Source organism: Paenibacillus sp. GYB003 (assembly GCF_036577625.1).
In the GTDB taxonomy this organism is placed as follows: domain Bacteria; phylum Bacillota; class Bacilli; order Paenibacillales; family NBRC-103111; genus Paenibacillus_AB.
Window position 1 is genome coordinate 143,155 of record NZ_JARBDC010000032.1, and the last position, 16,167, is coordinate 159,321.

The 16,167-nt window shown below is 60.1% G+C and carries 12 protein-coding genes; 4 read left to right on the top strand and 8 right to left on the bottom strand.

The window, feature by feature from the left end; genetic code table 11:
• Window positions 1-144 precede the first annotated feature (144 nt).
• The gene (locus PV407_RS11515; RefSeq protein ID WP_332090062.1) at window positions 145-654 is read left to right on the top strand and encodes a hypothetical protein; all 510 of its coding nucleotides are present in this window, start codon (window positions 145-147) and stop codon (window positions 652-654) included.
• Between the two features lie 169 nt (window positions 655-823).
• On the opposite strand, the gene PV407_RS11520 is transcribed toward PV407_RS11515, so the two are convergent.
• Complete coding sequence (locus PV407_RS11520; protein ID WP_332090063.1) at window positions 824-1,171, bottom strand: hypothetical protein; 348 nt, start codon at window positions 1,169-1,171, stop codon at window positions 824-826.
• Between the two features lie 263 nt (window positions 1,172-1,434).
• Entirely contained in the window at window positions 1,435-3,360 is a 1,926-nt protein-coding gene (locus PV407_RS11525; RefSeq protein ID WP_332090064.1) for an FAD-dependent oxidoreductase, read from the bottom strand.
• A gap of 224 nt (window positions 3,361-3,584) precedes the next feature.
• Between PV407_RS11525 and PV407_RS11530 the strand changes: the two genes are divergently transcribed.
• The gene (locus PV407_RS11530; RefSeq protein ID WP_332090065.1) at window positions 3,585-4,682 is read left to right on the top strand and encodes a LacI family DNA-binding transcriptional regulator; all 1,098 of its coding nucleotides are present in this window, start codon (window positions 3,585-3,587) and stop codon (window positions 4,680-4,682) included.
• A 12-nt stretch (window positions 4,683-4,694) separates the two neighbouring features.
• Here PV407_RS11530 and PV407_RS11535 read toward each other — a convergent pair whose 3' ends face one another.
• Both PV407_RS11535 and PV407_RS11540 read right to left on the bottom strand, forming a co-directional pair.
• Window positions 4,695-5,597: a class I SAM-dependent methyltransferase gene (locus PV407_RS11535; RefSeq protein WP_332090066.1), complete on the bottom strand. Its 903-nt coding sequence runs from the start codon at window positions 5,595-5,597 to the stop codon at window positions 4,695-4,697.
• Between the two features lie 72 nt (window positions 5,598-5,669).
• On the bottom strand, window positions 5,670-6,140 hold the full coding sequence (locus PV407_RS11540) for a ferritin-like domain-containing protein (protein WP_332090067.1): 471 nt from the start codon (window positions 6,138-6,140) through the stop codon (window positions 5,670-5,672).
• A 196-nt stretch (window positions 6,141-6,336) separates the two neighbouring features.
• On the opposite strand from PV407_RS11540, the gene PV407_RS11545 reads away from it, so the two are divergent.
• Entirely contained in the window at window positions 6,337-9,480 is a 3,144-nt protein-coding gene (locus tag PV407_RS11545; protein WP_332090068.1) for an FIMAH domain-containing protein, read from the top strand.
• 331 nt (window positions 9,481-9,811) lie between these two features.
• Here the strand turns inward: PV407_RS11545 and PV407_RS11550 are convergent, their stop codons facing one another.
• From PV407_RS11550 to PV407_RS11565, 4 genes are all read right to left on the bottom strand, one after another.
• A complete protein-coding gene (locus tag PV407_RS11550) occupies window positions 9,812-10,528 on the bottom strand; it encodes a response regulator transcription factor (protein ID WP_332090069.1) in 717 nt (238 codons plus the stop codon).
• Window positions 10,529-10,629: 101 nt separating this feature from the next.
• Window positions 10,630-12,420 carry a two-component system histidine kinase PnpS gene (pnpS, locus tag PV407_RS11555; protein ID WP_332090070.1) on the bottom strand — a complete coding sequence of 597 codons (1,791 nt, stop codon included), beginning with the start codon at window positions 12,418-12,420 and terminating at the stop codon, window positions 10,630-10,632.
• A gap of 75 nt (window positions 12,421-12,495) precedes the next feature.
• Window positions 12,496-13,482 (bottom strand): bile acid:sodium symporter family protein, encoded by a 987-nt coding sequence (locus PV407_RS11560; RefSeq protein WP_332090071.1) that lies wholly within the window; start codon window positions 13,480-13,482, stop codon window positions 12,496-12,498.
• A gap of 27 nt (window positions 13,483-13,509) precedes the next feature.
• Window positions 13,510-15,045, bottom strand: a complete 1,536-nt coding sequence (locus PV407_RS11565; protein ID WP_332090072.1) for a fumarate hydratase — start codon at window positions 15,043-15,045, stop codon at window positions 13,510-13,512.
• Window positions 15,046-15,289: 244 nt separating this feature from the next.
• Here PV407_RS11565 and PV407_RS11570 point away from each other — a divergent pair, with 244 nt between their 5' ends.
• Window positions 15,290-16,141, top strand: a complete 852-nt coding sequence (locus PV407_RS11570; RefSeq protein WP_332090073.1) for a polysaccharide deacetylase family protein — start codon at window positions 15,290-15,292, stop codon at window positions 16,139-16,141.
• Window positions 16,142-16,167 lie beyond the last annotated feature (26 nt).

The following is a 16,167-nucleotide window of genomic DNA, read 5'->3' on the forward strand; positions in this document are numbered from 1 at the left end:
TGCGGACAATTTTAAGCTTTGCAGATTAGAATTCGATAAGATGCCGCCGCCAAACGGAAAAATGAAGCAAAAAAAGGGCGGCCCGGATCGCTTGCAGAAGCGATTCGAACCGCCATATATCGAGGTTGAGCGGGATAGCAAAGGTTGCTGGAAAAGCTTCCGAGCGAAGCTTTTCGGACTGGCTGGGCAGCGTTTCCGCGCGAGGGCCAAAAGCCCGTTGTCAAAAGGCTGCGCGGCTGCGCTTATTTCGGAGCCGTCGTGCTGCCGGACGACGAACCCGTCGAACCCGTGCTAGACGATCCGGCGCCGCCGGAGCTGCTCGAAGAGCCGGAGGAGCCTGTCGAGCCGGACGAACCGGAAGACGATCCCGAGGAGCCGGTCGAACCCGTCGAACCGGAAGATCCGGACGAACCCGTGGAGCCCGAAGATCCGGTAGAGCTGCTCGAACCGGTCGAACCGGAGCTTCCGGACTTGGATGTATCCGTCGAGCCGCTTTTGCTGCCGCCGGACGAACCGCTCGTCGAGCTTCCGCCCGAATCCGGGCTCAGCGTCGGATCGGCCCCCCCGGAACAACCCGTCAGCATCGCGGCGCCGATCACGCCGATCAATAGAGCCATGGACAACTTTTTGTTCATTGTCAATCTCCTCCCGTGAACTTTGCGCGAAGCAAAGTTTGCTTTTCGAAAGCGTCCGCTTTCGGAAAGTCCGGACTGCCGGAGTCGGCCTTGCGTCCTGACATGCCCTTAGTATACAGGGGAGAAATGAGCAAAGTATGATCGAACGATGATGCTTTATGATCGAAATGTTAAAAAAGTATGAACGGCTATCTTCGAACGAACCGGTCGAAAGCGGCCTGCTTCAGCCGGACGGCCTCGTCGATGCCCATCCGGCGGACGGCGGCGACGAAATCGTCGAAACGGTCCAGCGGCTCCACGCCCATGATGAACTTGTTTACCATTTCGTCGTAATACGTGTTGACATCGTTCATGATCGAAGCGATTTTCTCGCTTTCTTCCGAAGTCGGAGTGGTCGGCGGCACCAGCTTCGAATGATCGGCCTTCATCCATGCCGCGATCGCCTGCTTCTGTTCCGGCCTACTCGTATACTGCTCCGCAAACCGCTTGTCATAAACGAAAGGCCCGGAAAACGTACCGTGGGAATATCGGGCCAACGCATGGCTAACGCTCAGCTTCTCGGGGTTGTTCGTAATCAGCTCGGTTCATTTGGGATACCCGTTCTCTAGTTTGTAGCTGACATTTTCTGTGCCGAAATTGAACAGCAAATTTCCGGCTTCGCCGTACGCGTAATCGAGCCATCTGACGATCTTCTCCGGATGCTCGGCCGCGGCGCTGATCGCCGCGCCTCTCGTTTTTGCCTTGGTAATTCGGGTTCGTTCGGCCGAACAATTGCTCGCTCCCCGCTTGTCGTACGGCGTCACTTTTTTCGCGAAAGCTTCAATAGGTCGTAAAGAACGGTCAAATAGTCGCCTCTGGAGACGATGCCTTCTTCGCCTTCGAACGGATTGGGGCGGCTGACCCCAAGCGAACGGCAAGCCGCGCCGAGCCATCGCGCCGCCATGGAGCGCGGCAAGTTTGGCTTCGCCGCCCAATAGTCGCGGTACGGCGGCTCCTCCGCCAGCTTGCGCGGACCGATGTCGACTCCCGCCGGCGCGATCCGGTCCGTCGCCGGCAGCGGCGGCAGCTTCGCCCCGCCCGGCAGCCCCCGGGCGAGACCGAGCCACAGCGAGGCGTCGGCGACGGTGCACGCTTCGTCCGGCTTCGCCTCGTAGCCGGTGAAAAACGACTTCGTGCCGAAATATTGCAGCGCCGGATGCGCCGCATGGTCCGGCCGGACGTCGCGAAAATACGTGATGAGCTGCCCCGCCTCGATCAGCTCGTCCTGCAGCCGGTCGACGCAAACCCGCTGCACCGGCTCGCCGGTCTCCAGGCAGAGCGACGACGCCGCGCCGGCGGCAAAGCCGAGCTGCATCCAGAACGGCTCCATCCGGATCGTGCCGAAGCCCATATGCGTGGCGGATACGGCGACCGGCACGAGCAAGTTCGGCACCGTCTCCGGCACCATGACGCCGAACGGAATTTGGTACACCTCGGTCAGCGCCCCGAAGCCGAGAAAGCCTTCGAGCGCGCGATTTTGCCCGATCGCCTCCCGTTTCCGGGTCGCGTGGGAATCGATCGCATAGTCGCCGGTGGCGATGCTGTCGCGGTGAATCGGCGACCGCTGCAGCCCCGGGGCGAGCCTGGCGTCGTTTTCCGTGAACGTATACGCGCCGACGATCCGCCGCGCTTCCCGGACGTACAGCTGCGGCGGGAAATGGTCCGTTTCCGGGAATTCGTCGGCCGCGTAGCCCCACCGCAGCGCCTCTTCGCGAAACGGCGCGGGCAGCGCCTCGTCGTGCTGCAAAAACCAGAGCAGCCCTTGAATGTACTCCCGATGCCGCCGCGCGATCCGCTCGCGCACGTCCCGGCTCCCTTCCGGATATTCGAGATTTTCTTCGGGCAAATCGGTCGAAAGCTGGCAGTTGTGATGGTTGTTCGTATCGGTCTTGCCGTTCGGAATGCGCGACAGCTTGACGACGTCGCCGAACGATTGCAGCCGCCCCGCGGCGATATCGCCGATCAGGCTCGCATACTCGCCGCGGTCGTAGTTGTCCGGCTTGGCGAACGGAACGCGGTTGGCCGGATCGTCGGTCATGCACAGCCGGAAATTGTACGCCTGCAGCAGCCCGTCCCCTTCGCCGGTGCTGCCGGGCAGCACCTCCTTCGTCCGGTACTCGCAGTACAGCTTGCCGGCGAATTCCTCGTTCCACTCGTCGCGGGATTCGCGTCCGAGCCGGTACGGGACGCCCGCCATGGCGGCCAAATCCCCTTCGTACGTCGCGTCGACGAACTGCCCGGCCTCGTATGTCGCGCTCGCCCCCGTCCCGATCTGTACGACGTTGACGCGAACGATCCGGCCTCCCTCCGTCTCCGCGCCGGTCAGCTCGCGCTGCAGGTGAACGTCGATGTTCGGCTCCCGTTCCAGCAGCTGACGCATCACGCGCCGCGCCACGGACGGCTCGAAGCGAAGTCCGCCGCTGCATTCCCGGACCTGCCGCGAATGCTCCCCGTATACGGTGACGTAATGGTTGTAAATAAGCTCCAGAAATTGTCCGAAAATCGAGCCCGACGTGTCGACGGATCGGATGTCCGTCTCTCCCAGGCCGCTCGTCATCAGTCCGCCGATAAACGCCGACGGCTCGAGCAGCAGCGTACGCCTGCCGCGCCGGGCCGCCGCGATGGCCGCTCCGATGCCCGCCGGCGTCGCTCCGTAAACGATCACTTCCGCTTTCAACTTCGTCATGGTTGCACCTTCCTAATGCGCAGTACGGTTTCTTTCCCCGGCCCGGCAGTTTTGCACCGCTGCCGGGAGAAAGCTTGGTCATGGCGCGCATTGTTTCTTTTACCCATTATAGGCGACCTGCGGACCGCTTCCAGTTTAACTTTAGTTTCATGAAAAAAGCTGCAGCGGCAACAATTCCGCCTGGAACAGCGCTTTCTCCGAAGATGCCCCGTCGGCGGTTCCCAATGCGCGCGCAAACGTGGTACGATGCTTATACGACTTCGATCGCCGAGGTGATAAGCAGCATGCCCGTCGTCAAATCCGTTACGCTTCGCACGATCGCCGCGGAGCTCGGTTTAACCGTCCAAACCGTGTCCAAGGCGCTCAAAGGCCGGCCCGGCATGTCCGAGGCGACCCGCCAGCTCGTCGTCCAAACGGCGGAACGGCTCGGCTACTTTACGAAGGAGCAAATTCGCAGCCTGCGCGCGGACCGTATTATTCCGTACCCGCTCGAGCGCAAAAGGTTCGTGCTCCTCCAAACGTCGCATTCCTCGGGGTTTTTGCGGCTTTTGCTGGAAGGTCTTCACGAGCGGTTCGCCGCGTTCGGCCACCAGATCGAGGTGATGATCCCCCCTTCGGTCGCGACGGAAAAAGCGATGAACGACTGGATCGAGCGCAGCGGCCTCGAATACGCGGACGGGCTGTTCGTAGCGGCCAGCATCATGCCGAAGGAGTGGGAGCCGAAGCTGCTCGCGCTGCCCGTACCGAAAATATTGCTCAATTTCCCGCCGCTCGGCGCCAAGGTGGACAGCGTCGTCTGGGATTTGTACGAAGCGACGTATCAGGCCGTCGCCTACCTTCGTTCGATCGGCCACGTCCGGATCATGTATGTCGGGGACACGCACCGCCAACGAGGCTATTTGCTGCGCTGGCAGGCGTTCGTTCACGCGATGAACGAATTCCGCCTCGAGGTCGAGCCGTCCGCCCACTCGATCGGAGAACATACGTCCTCGTGGCTCGAGGAGCTTCGGGAGAAATTGGAGCGATTCACCCCCACGGCGATCGTCTGCGGGATCGACGGCGAAGTCGCCGGCGTATACCGGCTATGCTCGGATATGGGGCTGCGCATCCCCGACGATCTGTCGATGATCGGCCTGCTGAACGAGCAGCCCGCATCGCTGCCGCCTTTCACGATGCCGCTGCTGCCGATTCGCGAGTCGGGCTACCGGGCGGCCGACCGCATGCTGTGGCGCATCGCGAACCCGACGCTCCCGTACGAGCATATCCGCATTCAGGGAGAGCTGCGAATCGGCCGTACGACCGCCCGGAACGGGAGGAGCTGAACGCCGGGCCGCTCATCTCGTCGTATAGCTGACGAACCAGAAGCTGCCGCCCGCGAATACGGTCAAATGGCGGGAAACCGGCTCGAACAGCTCCCGCAGCTCCCGCTCGGTGTAGTAGTTTTTGACGATTTCATGCTGCGTTCCGTCCGCAAGCGTGCGCAGCTTGTACGTATCTTCGGCGTCCTCCTTGACGATCAGCGGGCCGCCCCGGCCTTCCACATAGACGTTATCCGCCATAAAGACGGCCGCGCCGCTGCCGAGCCGGGCATGAAGGCGGGCGAGAAAATCGGACAGCTTGTTTTTCGGGACGTGCGACAGCCAGAAGCAGGCGAGCGCGGCGTCGAACTGTCCCGGTATCGACTCCGGCTTGTACGCGTCGCCGATCATGAACCGGACCGTCCCGGGGAGCCGCTTGCTCTCGGCGATTTCGATCACCTCCGGACGGATGTCCACGCCGACGATACGGCTTGCCGCCCCGGCCGCCTTTTCCGTCCAATAGCCGGTGCCGCAAGCGAGCTCGAGCACGGACCGGTTTCGGACGGTTTGAACGATCCGCGCCGACAAATGGGCGAGCTCCTCCCGATAGCCGGGATCGTCCCGCTCGTATACCGACTCGTATTCGCTCGCTCTGGCGCCGTAATAGCGCTGCAGGTCGCTCGCGTCCCGCGCGATCGCGTCCAGCCTGGCGCCAAATGCGTTCGCATTCGCGTTCGCGTTCGCGGCATGGCCTCCCGCATCGATCAAGCCGGCGAAAATCGCCCCTCCCGCCGCTTTGTAATGCGCGAGCATGCCGTGAGTCGCCATCACGATCAGCTGGGTCATCGACAGCCCGGTCTGTTCGGCCATCGCGCTCAAGTCGCTTTTGACGCGGTCGGGCAAATAGACAGTCAAGCGCTTCGTTTTCGGATCGGACACCCGTTCTCCTCCCTTATCGACAACATAACACATAATAGATGTCATCATAACATAAATAATGTGTTATTCCCATCACGAGTTCGTCCGATGCTCCGACAATAAATAATTGCAGGTGCTCGCGTGCTTCAGCTCATCCAACATAATGCCGAACACCGTATCTTTGTAAATGCCGGCGGGCAGCCCGAACCAAATGTTTCGGTAACGCTCGACCGCCGACAATTCGCCCTCCAGCGCGCGCCGCAGCCCTTCCGCATACGTTTTCGGCTTCTCGTGCGTCCCTTCGCCGGCGCCCGCCATCGGCCGACCGGTCAAATCCTTGTACATCTCCCGGAACATTCGGCTATGAACGCGTTCATCGTCGCGGATCGCTTCGATCTTCGCGGCGTCCTCCGACGGGGCAAGCTTGATCAAATCGTCGTAAAACAACTCGTCGTTCCGTTCGCCTTTCGCCGCCTCCCCGATCATGTCGATCGCCTGGCGCATGCTCGTCATCCAAACCGGAACGAACTCCGCGCGAATCCAATACGGCGTTACCCAATACAAGTCGTTTTCCTCCCGTCGATCGAACCGTTTCGTTCATCTATATGCGCATTCGCCCGGATCGGTCCGTCTCCCATGGAAGCGCCTTGTGTCGGAACTGTCTTATAAAAAATAATAAATGTACATTATATTGATTCAATACATGCTATCCTCTTTTTTGTAATCGCTTTCTACAATAGAATCGAAAGGATGTGAGCGCATGATGACGAAATTCGATCGGCAAAGCTCGGCGCGGATTTCGGGACGCTATCGTCGCCCTTTCATTTGGACCCTGCTTGCAAGTCTGCTGTTCGACGCGTTTGCGTTCGCCGTCGTCGCCTTCGCCGACGATGCCCGGGAGACGGTCTCCCCGTCCGCGACCTCTTATGCCGCTTCGGCCAACCTGGTCGCCAATCCCGGCTTCGAGCAGGTGTCCGGAGGAAAGCCGTCCGACTGGGTCATGTTCAACACGTCAACCTATCAATCCGTGACGAATACGGTGTACAGCGGATCGTACGCCGTGAAGCTGACGAACAATCTCGTCGGCAACGGGCTGCGCAGCTCGAAAATCGCCGTTAAGCCCGGAATCGCGTACAAGGCTTCCGTTTATTCGTATAACGAAAGCGGCGGCTCCCAGCTGTATTTGGAGTTTTGGGATCGGAACAACGTCCGAATCGGCGTGAAAACAACCGGCCAATCGATCCCCGCAGCGTGGACGAAAATGGAGGCGTCGCTGGCCGCCCCCGCAAACGCGGTCACGGCGACCGTATTGTTGTATCAAAACGCGTCCAATAAAGGCGTCGCTTATTATGACGACGCTTCCTTGACGATCGAGCCGACTTCGACGCCGTTTGCGGCGTTGACGGAATTGTCGCGTTCGCCGGGCGTCGAGTCCGGAACGGCGGGCGAAGCGCTGCTCCTGACAAACGTCCGGCCCGGACAATTCGTCGAGTACGAGCTGCCGGTTGCAGCGGCCGGATTTTACGACATTCGGCTGGCGGGCGCCGCTTCGCCTTCCGGAGGTCGAGCCCATGTGCTGCTGGACGGCGAACCGATCGGGGAAATCGATTTTTACGGCCCGGACGGGGGGCGTACCGAGCTCGTCGTATCCAAGCCGCTTGCGGCCGGAAAGCGCGTGTTGAAATTGCAAGGAGCGGGCAAGCATGCCGATTCGGCCGGGTACGATCTGCTCCCCGCGCAAATCGTACTGTTTCTCGACTTGATTGCGGAAAACGTTCAACGCGTCGAAGCCGACCTGGACGCGGCGCAAAGCTTGCTGAACGCCGCGAACGCCAAGCTTCTTCCCGGCGGCGCCCCGGCGGATCTGTACTTGCGCGCCCGGTCGACGGAGCTCGCAAACGCGCTTCAGTCGCTGAGGGAGCGCAGCCGGCAGCCGGACATCGACTATGCGACATCCGCCGCCTTGGTGGCGGAAGCCGGCAAACGGATATGGGAAATAAAACGGTTTACGAACTTCGCCGAAGTCCGGCATGCGCAGCCCGGCGGCGGCTTCGGACTCGCGACCGCCGATTCCATGGCGCTCGTCTATCCGCTCGATCTGCCTTGCCTATGCAGGGCCGAACCTGCGGCCGTCTCGCTCGCCCAAGGCGAATACGAGAGCATCCAGGCCGTCGTGATGCCGTACGGCGAACCGCTTGCCGGCGTAAACGCCCGAGTCGCGGCCGTTTCGGGACCGAACGGCGATGCCGTACCGGCGTCGATGCTCCGCGTTGACGTCGCTCCGCTCGGTTCGGTGAATGTCAAACCGACCGGCCAATATTCGATCCCGGCTTCGGCGAACAGCCCGGGCAGCTACTACGGCTGGACGCCGGATCCGATTCGTTCGGATCTTGCCGAAGTCGATGTGCCTGCCGGGACGATGCAGCCGTATTGGATCGAGCTGTATGCGAGCCCGCTTCTTCCTCCCGGCAAATACCGCGCAAGCATCGCGTTCCGGGCGAACGGGCTGCCCGCTCAATCGCTCGATCTGCAGGTTGACGTATGGCCGATCGAGCTGGACGACCGGCCGAAGCTGGCCACGTCCATGACGACGAACCCGCAAAGCTTTTACGCGACATACGGCATTACGGACCCCGCGGAAATGGAGCGGATGAAGAACGTCTATTTCGACTTTTTGGAAACGTTCAAAATCGAACCGGACCTGATTTACCGGAATACGCCGCCTACGGTCGAAGAATTGAAACGAATCGAGAGCAAATGGGGCCTGCGCCAGTTCAACGTTCTGTACATCGATCCCCGCGTCGGGTTCGATCTGGGGAAACCGGAAACGTGGCAGCCCCGCATCGATTCGCTTCTGAATACGATCGGCGCCGCGATGGTTGAATACGAGAAAGCCGGACTGGCCCATAAAGCCTACATCTACGGCTTCGACGAAACCCGCTCCGAGTATAACCGTCTCGTCAAAGAAATCCTTCGGCAATTGAAGGCGCGTTTTCCGAACGTGCCGGTCATGTCGACGTACTTGGATCGGACGCTCGGCGCCCAATCCGGCTTGGCGGGCATGATCGACATTTGGGTCCCCGGCGTCGAGGCCATCGACCATACCGCCCGGCAAACCGCCCAGGAGCGGGGCGATCTGGTGTACTGGTACTTGCACGTCAGCGTCAAATCGCCGAATCCGAACTGGTTTAACGGCTACTTGCCGAGCGATACCCGCGTCCTGCTCGGACCGTTGTCGCACAAGCTTCAATTGGACGGCTTCCTGTACTACAACATCAACCGCTGGATCGGCCGGGCCCCGATGAGCGACGGCGTTTTGAGCCATTGGGATCCGCGCACGTATCCGAACGCGGACGGGGACGGCTCGCTGTATTACCCGGGCCCGGAAGGACCGCTCGCTTCGCAGCGGCTGCAAAATTTCCGGGACGGCATGGAGGATTACAACCTGCTCGAGGAGCTGGAAAACGAAATCCGGGAAGCGGAAACGCGGGGAGCGCCGGGAGACGTACTGGCGGACGCCCGCGTTCTGCTCGGAGCGGGCGCGGTGGCGACGGACGAAAGGAACTTTACGAAAGATCCGGCCGCATACAGGCAATGGCGGGACCGCGTTGCCGACATGATTGTCGATTTATCGAAACATACGGCGCCGGAACGCATTCGGAAACGGATGGACGCCTATGAAGCATCCGGCGAACTGAAGCGGCCGCTTCTCTCCCAGCTCGACAATAACCTGAAGCAGGCGATTCACCACTTTGAGCAAGGAAGAACCGAGCAGGCGGTCAAAAGCTTGGACGATTTCTTGAAGCATTTGTCCAACGCGGGGCTGCAAAGCGCGGTCGGCGAACAAGCCAAGACGCAGTTGACAGCCGATATCCGAAGGCTGATCGCAATCTGGCAGCGTTAAAAGCCGAGCCGGCTTATCGTCCGTAGAGATGCCGTCTTCGTTTTGCGAATATGACAAATTGGAAAAACCGCCGGAGAATAACGCTCCGGCGGTGTTTTTTTACGCGCAAACCGAGGCTGCAGCACGGCTTCAAAGGCGGCCCGCAAACGTATGCCCTGTTCCCCGTCCCTCCGAGTTCCCGAATCGCTTAAAAAACCTGTCGACATTTGCCGACAGGCCGAAGTCTCGCGATTTCCGTAAGAGTGCAGGTCGGAGCGGTGAACGGCGGCTGCCGGACTCCATACGGCTCACGGCGTTCGACCTATTCGTCCGTCCCATTTCCCGGGAAATGTCACTTTTTGCCCGTATGAATGACAAGCTTGTAGCCAAGACCGCGAATCGAATCGATTTGCACCGTCTCCTGATTCATTTCCAGCTTCTTGCGCAGCGAGCTGACGTGAACGTCCACGGTCCGCTGTCCGCCGACGTAATCGAAGCCCCAAACCACGTTCATCAAGTCGTCCCGCGTCACGACGACGCCCGGGCGCTGCACCAAGTAGAGCAGCACCTCGAACTCTTTCGGACGCAGCTGAATTTGCTCGCCGTTCAGGACGACCTCGTATTTTTCCGGATATATTTTCAAATCGGCGGCCTGGATGACTTTGCCGTCCTCCGGCTCTTCGGCCAACTGCGGCGTATCGGTGCCGGATCTGCGCATGACGGCCGAAACGCGGGCGAGCAGCTCGGCGACTCCGAACGGCTTCGTAATGTAATCGTCGGCGCCGGCTTTCAAGCCTTGCACGACTTCTTCCTCGGCGTTGCGCGCGGTCAAAATGATGACCGGCGTCTTGACGCCTTTTTGTCTAAGCTTTCCCAGCACCTCGAAGCCGTTCATCCCCGGGAGCATGATATCCAGTATAATCAGGTCGAACGATTGCTCGAGAGCGGCTTGCAGCCCCTCTCCGCCATGATCGACCAATTTCGTATGGTAGCCTTCTTGAGTCAGGTTGTACGAGAGCAGTCGGGCGAGCGTCGGTTCATCTTCGACGACGAGAATATGTTTCTGCATGCATGGCAACCCCCAGCGACACTTTGCGATTTGTTTCGCGCTCTCCAAGCTTACCACAACTTTGTAAAGATTGCATAAAGGTTATGTTAAATTCGTGTAAATTACGACTGGATGACCGGCAGCTCCAATATAAACGTGGAGCCGAGCCCGATGTCGCTTTCGACGCGAATCGTCCCTTTGTGCAGCTCGACCAAATGCTTGACGATCGACAAGCCGAGTCCGGTGCCGCCGGAGCTGCGCGATCTCGCTTTGTCTACGCGGTAAAACCGTTCGAAAATGCGGGGCAAATCTTTTTTCGGAATGCCGATGCCCGTGTCGGAAATGGCGATGCGAATTTTCTCGATCTCTCCTTCTACGGCTACCTCCTCGACCTGAACTTTCACTTTGCCCCCTTCCGGGGTATAGTTGATGCCGTTGGACAGCAAATTGATGAAAATTTGCCGCAGCCGGTCTTCGTCCGCTTCGATATACAGCTCCGGATCGACCTGCATCTCGAGCCCGATTTCTTTTTTGCTCGCCGCCGACCGCATCATATCGAGCGTCTTGCCGACGAAGCTGCTCAGATGGACGGGGGAAAACTGCAGCGGAACGCGCTTCGACTCGACCTTGGACAGCTCCAAAATATCGCCGATAAGCCGGTTCAGCCGTTCGCTTTCGTCGTAAATGATTTGCAAAAACGATTTGGCGATTTCCGGATCGTTCATCGCCCCGGCCAGCAGCGTTTCGGCGAACCCTTTCACCGCCGCGACCGGCGTTTTCAGCTCGTGGGAAACGTTCGCGACGAATTCGCTGCGCATTTTCTCCAGCCTGCGAATCGCCGTAATGTCGTGCAGCACGATGACGAGTCCGAGCCATTCGTCCTCGACCGCCTTCATCGGAACGAGATTCACCTCGACGATGCGCTCGTCCGGAAAATACAAATTGATTTCGTCGCGAATGCGCTCGCCGCTCTCGATGCAATGCTTGATAAGCTGGATCAGCTCGTACGGCTGCTTGGCGCCGTCGTACCGTTTGCCGATCGAATCGGCCGAATCGTAGCCGAGAATGTCTTCGGCCGACCGGTTCATCAGCACGATGCGCTCGTCGCCGTCGATCATGACGACCCCGCTGACCATGTTGTCCAGCACGCCGGACAGCCGGCTTTCGTTTTCCAAAATGCGGTGCATTTGCTGCTGCAGGCTGTCCGCCATCGTATTGATCGCCTGGCCGAGCTGGCCGATTTCGTCGCGGTTGCGCAAGTAGACGCGCGATTTGTAGTTCATCTTCGTAATTTGCCGCGCGACGCGCGTAATTTTATCGATCGGCCGCGTCAGCTGATGGGCGACCCGGAAGCTGATCAGGCCGGCGATGCAGAAGACGACGAGCAGGCCGCCGAGCAAGCCGAGCCATAGGTGGCGGATCGTTTTCTCGATTTCGCCGAGCCCCATCGACAGGCGCAAATAGCCGACGACGTCGGATCCGTCCCGGACCGCCATCGCCACGTACAGCATGTTGCCCCCGGTCGAATCGCTGTGCCGTTTCGAATAGCCGGTTCCGCTTTCCATCGCCTCCCGCACTTCCTGCCTGTCGGCATGGTTGTCCATCCCCCGCGGATCGAGATCGGAATCCCCGAACACCGTTCCGTCGGCGGCGATGTACGTGACGCGGGCGCCGGCCGACTGCTTCAAATAGACCGCCTGCTCGGCGAAAAAAGCGCCGTTCCGGCTTTTAAACTGGTTGACGCTGTCCGGTACGGTCGCGAGAATGATTTGGATTTCCCGCTTCATGCTTTCCTGCAAGGCGGCGAGGTGCGATCTCTCCAGCATGACGGCGACAAACAGGCCGGCGCACAGCACCGAGCAGCCGATCAGGACGATAAACAGCACCGCCAGCCGCGTCCGAAACTTGTTCATGGAGCCTTGTCCACTCCTTCGTCGTGTCCCGCAAACGATCGTGCGAATATAGTATTCGCCGAATCGATTACGTTATCATTGAGTAATCGTAGCGCCGGCCTCGCGCTTTTTCCAGTAAAGATTTTGTAAACGATGCTGGAGCGTCGCCATCGGCTGCTGGATCAGGATGCCCATGACGACGGGCACCGCGGCCGCCGGCTCGAAATATTGCAGGGCGATGACGATGCCGAGCGAAATGTTGCGCATCCCGGAGCTGTACGTGATCGTCACCAGGACGGGCTTGCTGCGAAACGGCAGCGCGCCGAACAAGCCGAGCGCGTAGCAAAACGCCACAAAGAGGAGCACGACCGGCACGAGCTTGAGCAGCTCCCCCTTCATCGCGAACGCGTGCGGCGCGATGGCGGCGGCGTTGATGAAAATGACGGCGGCGAACGCGAGCTTCGACGTCGGCGCGGTTACAGGGGCCGACCGCGCCTTCGCCCTGCCGCGCGTCAACGCGTTGACCGCGACGCCGATGACCGTCGGGACGAAGACGATGACGAGCAAATCCCGCATAATGTGCCAATAGTCGAAATGGATGTCCGCCCCGAACAGCAGACCGATCGCCAGCGGAACGACGAAAGGACTGATCAGCGAATCGATGACGATCATCGAGAGGACGAGCGGGACGTTGCCGCCCGACAGCCCGACCCAGATGACGGAGGAGACGCCGAGCGGAATGACCGCGAACAGGACGAGCCCGACCACGTAGGGCGACCCTGCGCCGAACAGCATCGTTCCCGCCGCGTAAGCGACCAGCGGAGCGACGACGTGCACGAGCGCCAGCGTCATCAGGATCGGCAGCGGCATCCGGAGCGCGTCCCGCACCTGCTTCGGACTGCAGCCGAGCGCCATGACGAACGTCAAGTAGGCGAACAAATACGGCACGAGCGCCGTGCCGCCCTCCAGCCATCGGTAAAAGAAAAACCCGAGTATCATCGATACCGGGATAATCAGAAACATGTTCGCTTCGAACCAGTCGTTGAAGCGGATGCCGAACGGCTTTTGTTTATCGGGTTTCATGGGGGAAGTTCATTCCTGTCCGCAGCCTTATTTGAATACCGGTTCCTTGAATTCGGCCAGCTTCTCGAGCGAGCTTTTGTCGACGTCGGCGTGCAGGCTGTTGCCGTGCGAATCCATCGTGACGATGGCGGCGAATCCTTCGACCTGCAGGTGCCACATCGCTTCCGGAATGCCGAACTCCATAAAATGGACGCCGTCCACTTTTTTGATGCATTCGGCGTAATATTGCGCCGCTCCGCCGATGGCGTTCAGGTAGACGGCGCCGTGCTCCTTCAGCGCGGCGAGCGTTTTCGGCCCCATCCCGCCTTTGCCGATGACGGCGCGCAGCCCGAACTTTTTCAAAATATCGCCCTGGTACGGCTCCTCGCGAATGCTCGTCGTCGGCCCGGCGGCGCGGACATGCCATTCTCCGCTCTCGTCCTTCGACATGACCGGCCCGCAATGGTAAATGACGTGGCCGTTCAGGTCGACCGGCGCGTCGTGATCGATCAAATATTTGTGCAGCGCGTCGCGGCCCGTATGCATCGGTCCGTTGATGACGACGACGTCGCCTACGCGTAATGCCCGAATTTGCTCCTCGGTAATCGGCGCCTGCAGCACGACTTCGCGCCGTCCTTCCGATGCGGCCGATGCTTTGGCGGCCGGATCGGCCATTTTCACGCTGCTGCCGCCCTCGTACACCCAGCTCTTGATCGCCCCGCTCCCCGTGTCGAGCACGACGCCCTGACGGCGGAACGCCCAGCAGTTGTAAGCGACCGAGACGAAGAAGCTGGCCGGCAGACGGTCCATGACGCCGACTTTGCAGCCGAGCAGCGTCACCTGGCCGCCGAAGCCCATCGTGCCGATGCCGAGCTTGTTCGCGTTTTCCAGCACGTACTCCTCCAGCTTCGCCAGCTCCGGATTCGGATTGACGTCGTCGACTTCGCGGAACAGCTGATGCTTGGCCAGCTCGTAGCCGGTCGTCCGGTCGCCGCCGATGCCGACGCCGATGAAGCCCGCGCTGCACCCTTGGCCTTGCGCCTGATAGACGGCGTGCATGATGCATTTGCGGATGCCGTCGAGATCGCGGCCCGCTTTGCCGACGCCTTCCAGCTCGGCCGGCAGGCTGTACTGGATGTTTTTATTTTCGCAGCCGCCGCCCTTCAGGATAAGCCGCACGTCGATGTCGTCCTTCTCCCACTGCTCGAAATGGATGACCGGCACGCCGGGGCCGATGTTGTCGCCGCTGTTGGCGCCGGTCAGCGAATCGACCGAGTTCGGGCGCAGCTTGCTGTCCTTCGTCGCCTGACGCACCGCCTCGACGATCTGCTTCTTCATTTCGATCTGATTGGCGCCGACCGGACAATGAATGATGAACGTCGGCATGCCGGTATCCTGGCAAATCGGCGAAACGTTGCATTCCGCCATCGTTATGTTTTCGGATATGGTCGAGAGCGACAACGCCGCCCGCGTCCCCTCGTCTTCCTGCTCCTGCGCGCGCTGAATGGCCCGGCGGACGTCCGCGGGCAAATTCGTCGACGTTTCCACGATAAGTTTATAAATGCTTTCCCGAAACTGCTGCATGCGATTGTTGTGCTCCTTTCGGACGTATAAAATGCTATAATGAATTCCTAAGTCGATCATACCACTTTAGAATCATTGTTGCTAGAAGTCTGTCCGCCGAAGCGGGGCCGACGAACGTTTAACGATCCGAGTCCGGAAGGATTTCCGCCGCTATCGTCGAATGAATGTTCGTATGCGTCAATACCGCATTCGACATGCCGAATCGTATTCGAAAGGGCGTTTCGCCCGGCAAGGAGCAGCTGCGATGACGAAACCGATTTTAACCGCGATGGTCATGTTCCTCGTCGGCATCACTTTACTGATGCCTTCCTTGAACGCTTCCCGCGGCAATGCGTACTATTCGAACCAGGTGGCGGTGCTGATGTACCACCACGTTCACGATACCGACGTCAGCTCCTCGACGATAACGTCCGGGCTGTTCGAGAACCAATTGACCTATTTGCGCGACAAAGGCTATCGGTTTATTTCTCTCGCGGAATTCGAAAGCTTCATGCGGGGCGGAGCCGTTCCCGACAACGCCGTTTTCGTCACGTTCGACGACGGCTACGAAAGCTTCTACAGCCACGCTTATCCGATTTTGGCCAGGCAGGACATACCGGCGACCGTCTTCGTCATTACCGACAAGCAGGACGAGCCGCAGCGGTACCAGCCGCCGTACATGACCCCGGAGCAGGTGAAGGCGATGACGTCGGCCCGCCCGGGCGCCATCAGCGCGCAGTGCCATACGCACGGCATGCATAACGATCCGGTTACGCCTAATATGACGCACCGGCTTGTCGTGAACGGCGTGCAGGAGACGGAGGAGCAGTACCGGAGCCGGATCGCCGCCGATACCGCGGAATGCGTCAAACGGATGACGCCGCTCGGCCCGGAGAAGGTGAACGCGCTCGCTTATCCGTACGGTGTCTTCGACGGCACGGCTTCGCGGCTGCTGAAGGAGGCCGGCATCGAATTCGCCTTCACGATCGTGCCGGAGATGGCGACGCGGGACCGCAACCCGCTGCAAATTCCGCGCATTAACGCCGGCAGTCCGAACGTTTCGCCGGAAAAGCTGCACCGGACGATTTTGAGACGGATCGTGGCCGGAGCGAAATAGGCGGAACGCGGCGGGGCGACCGGCGG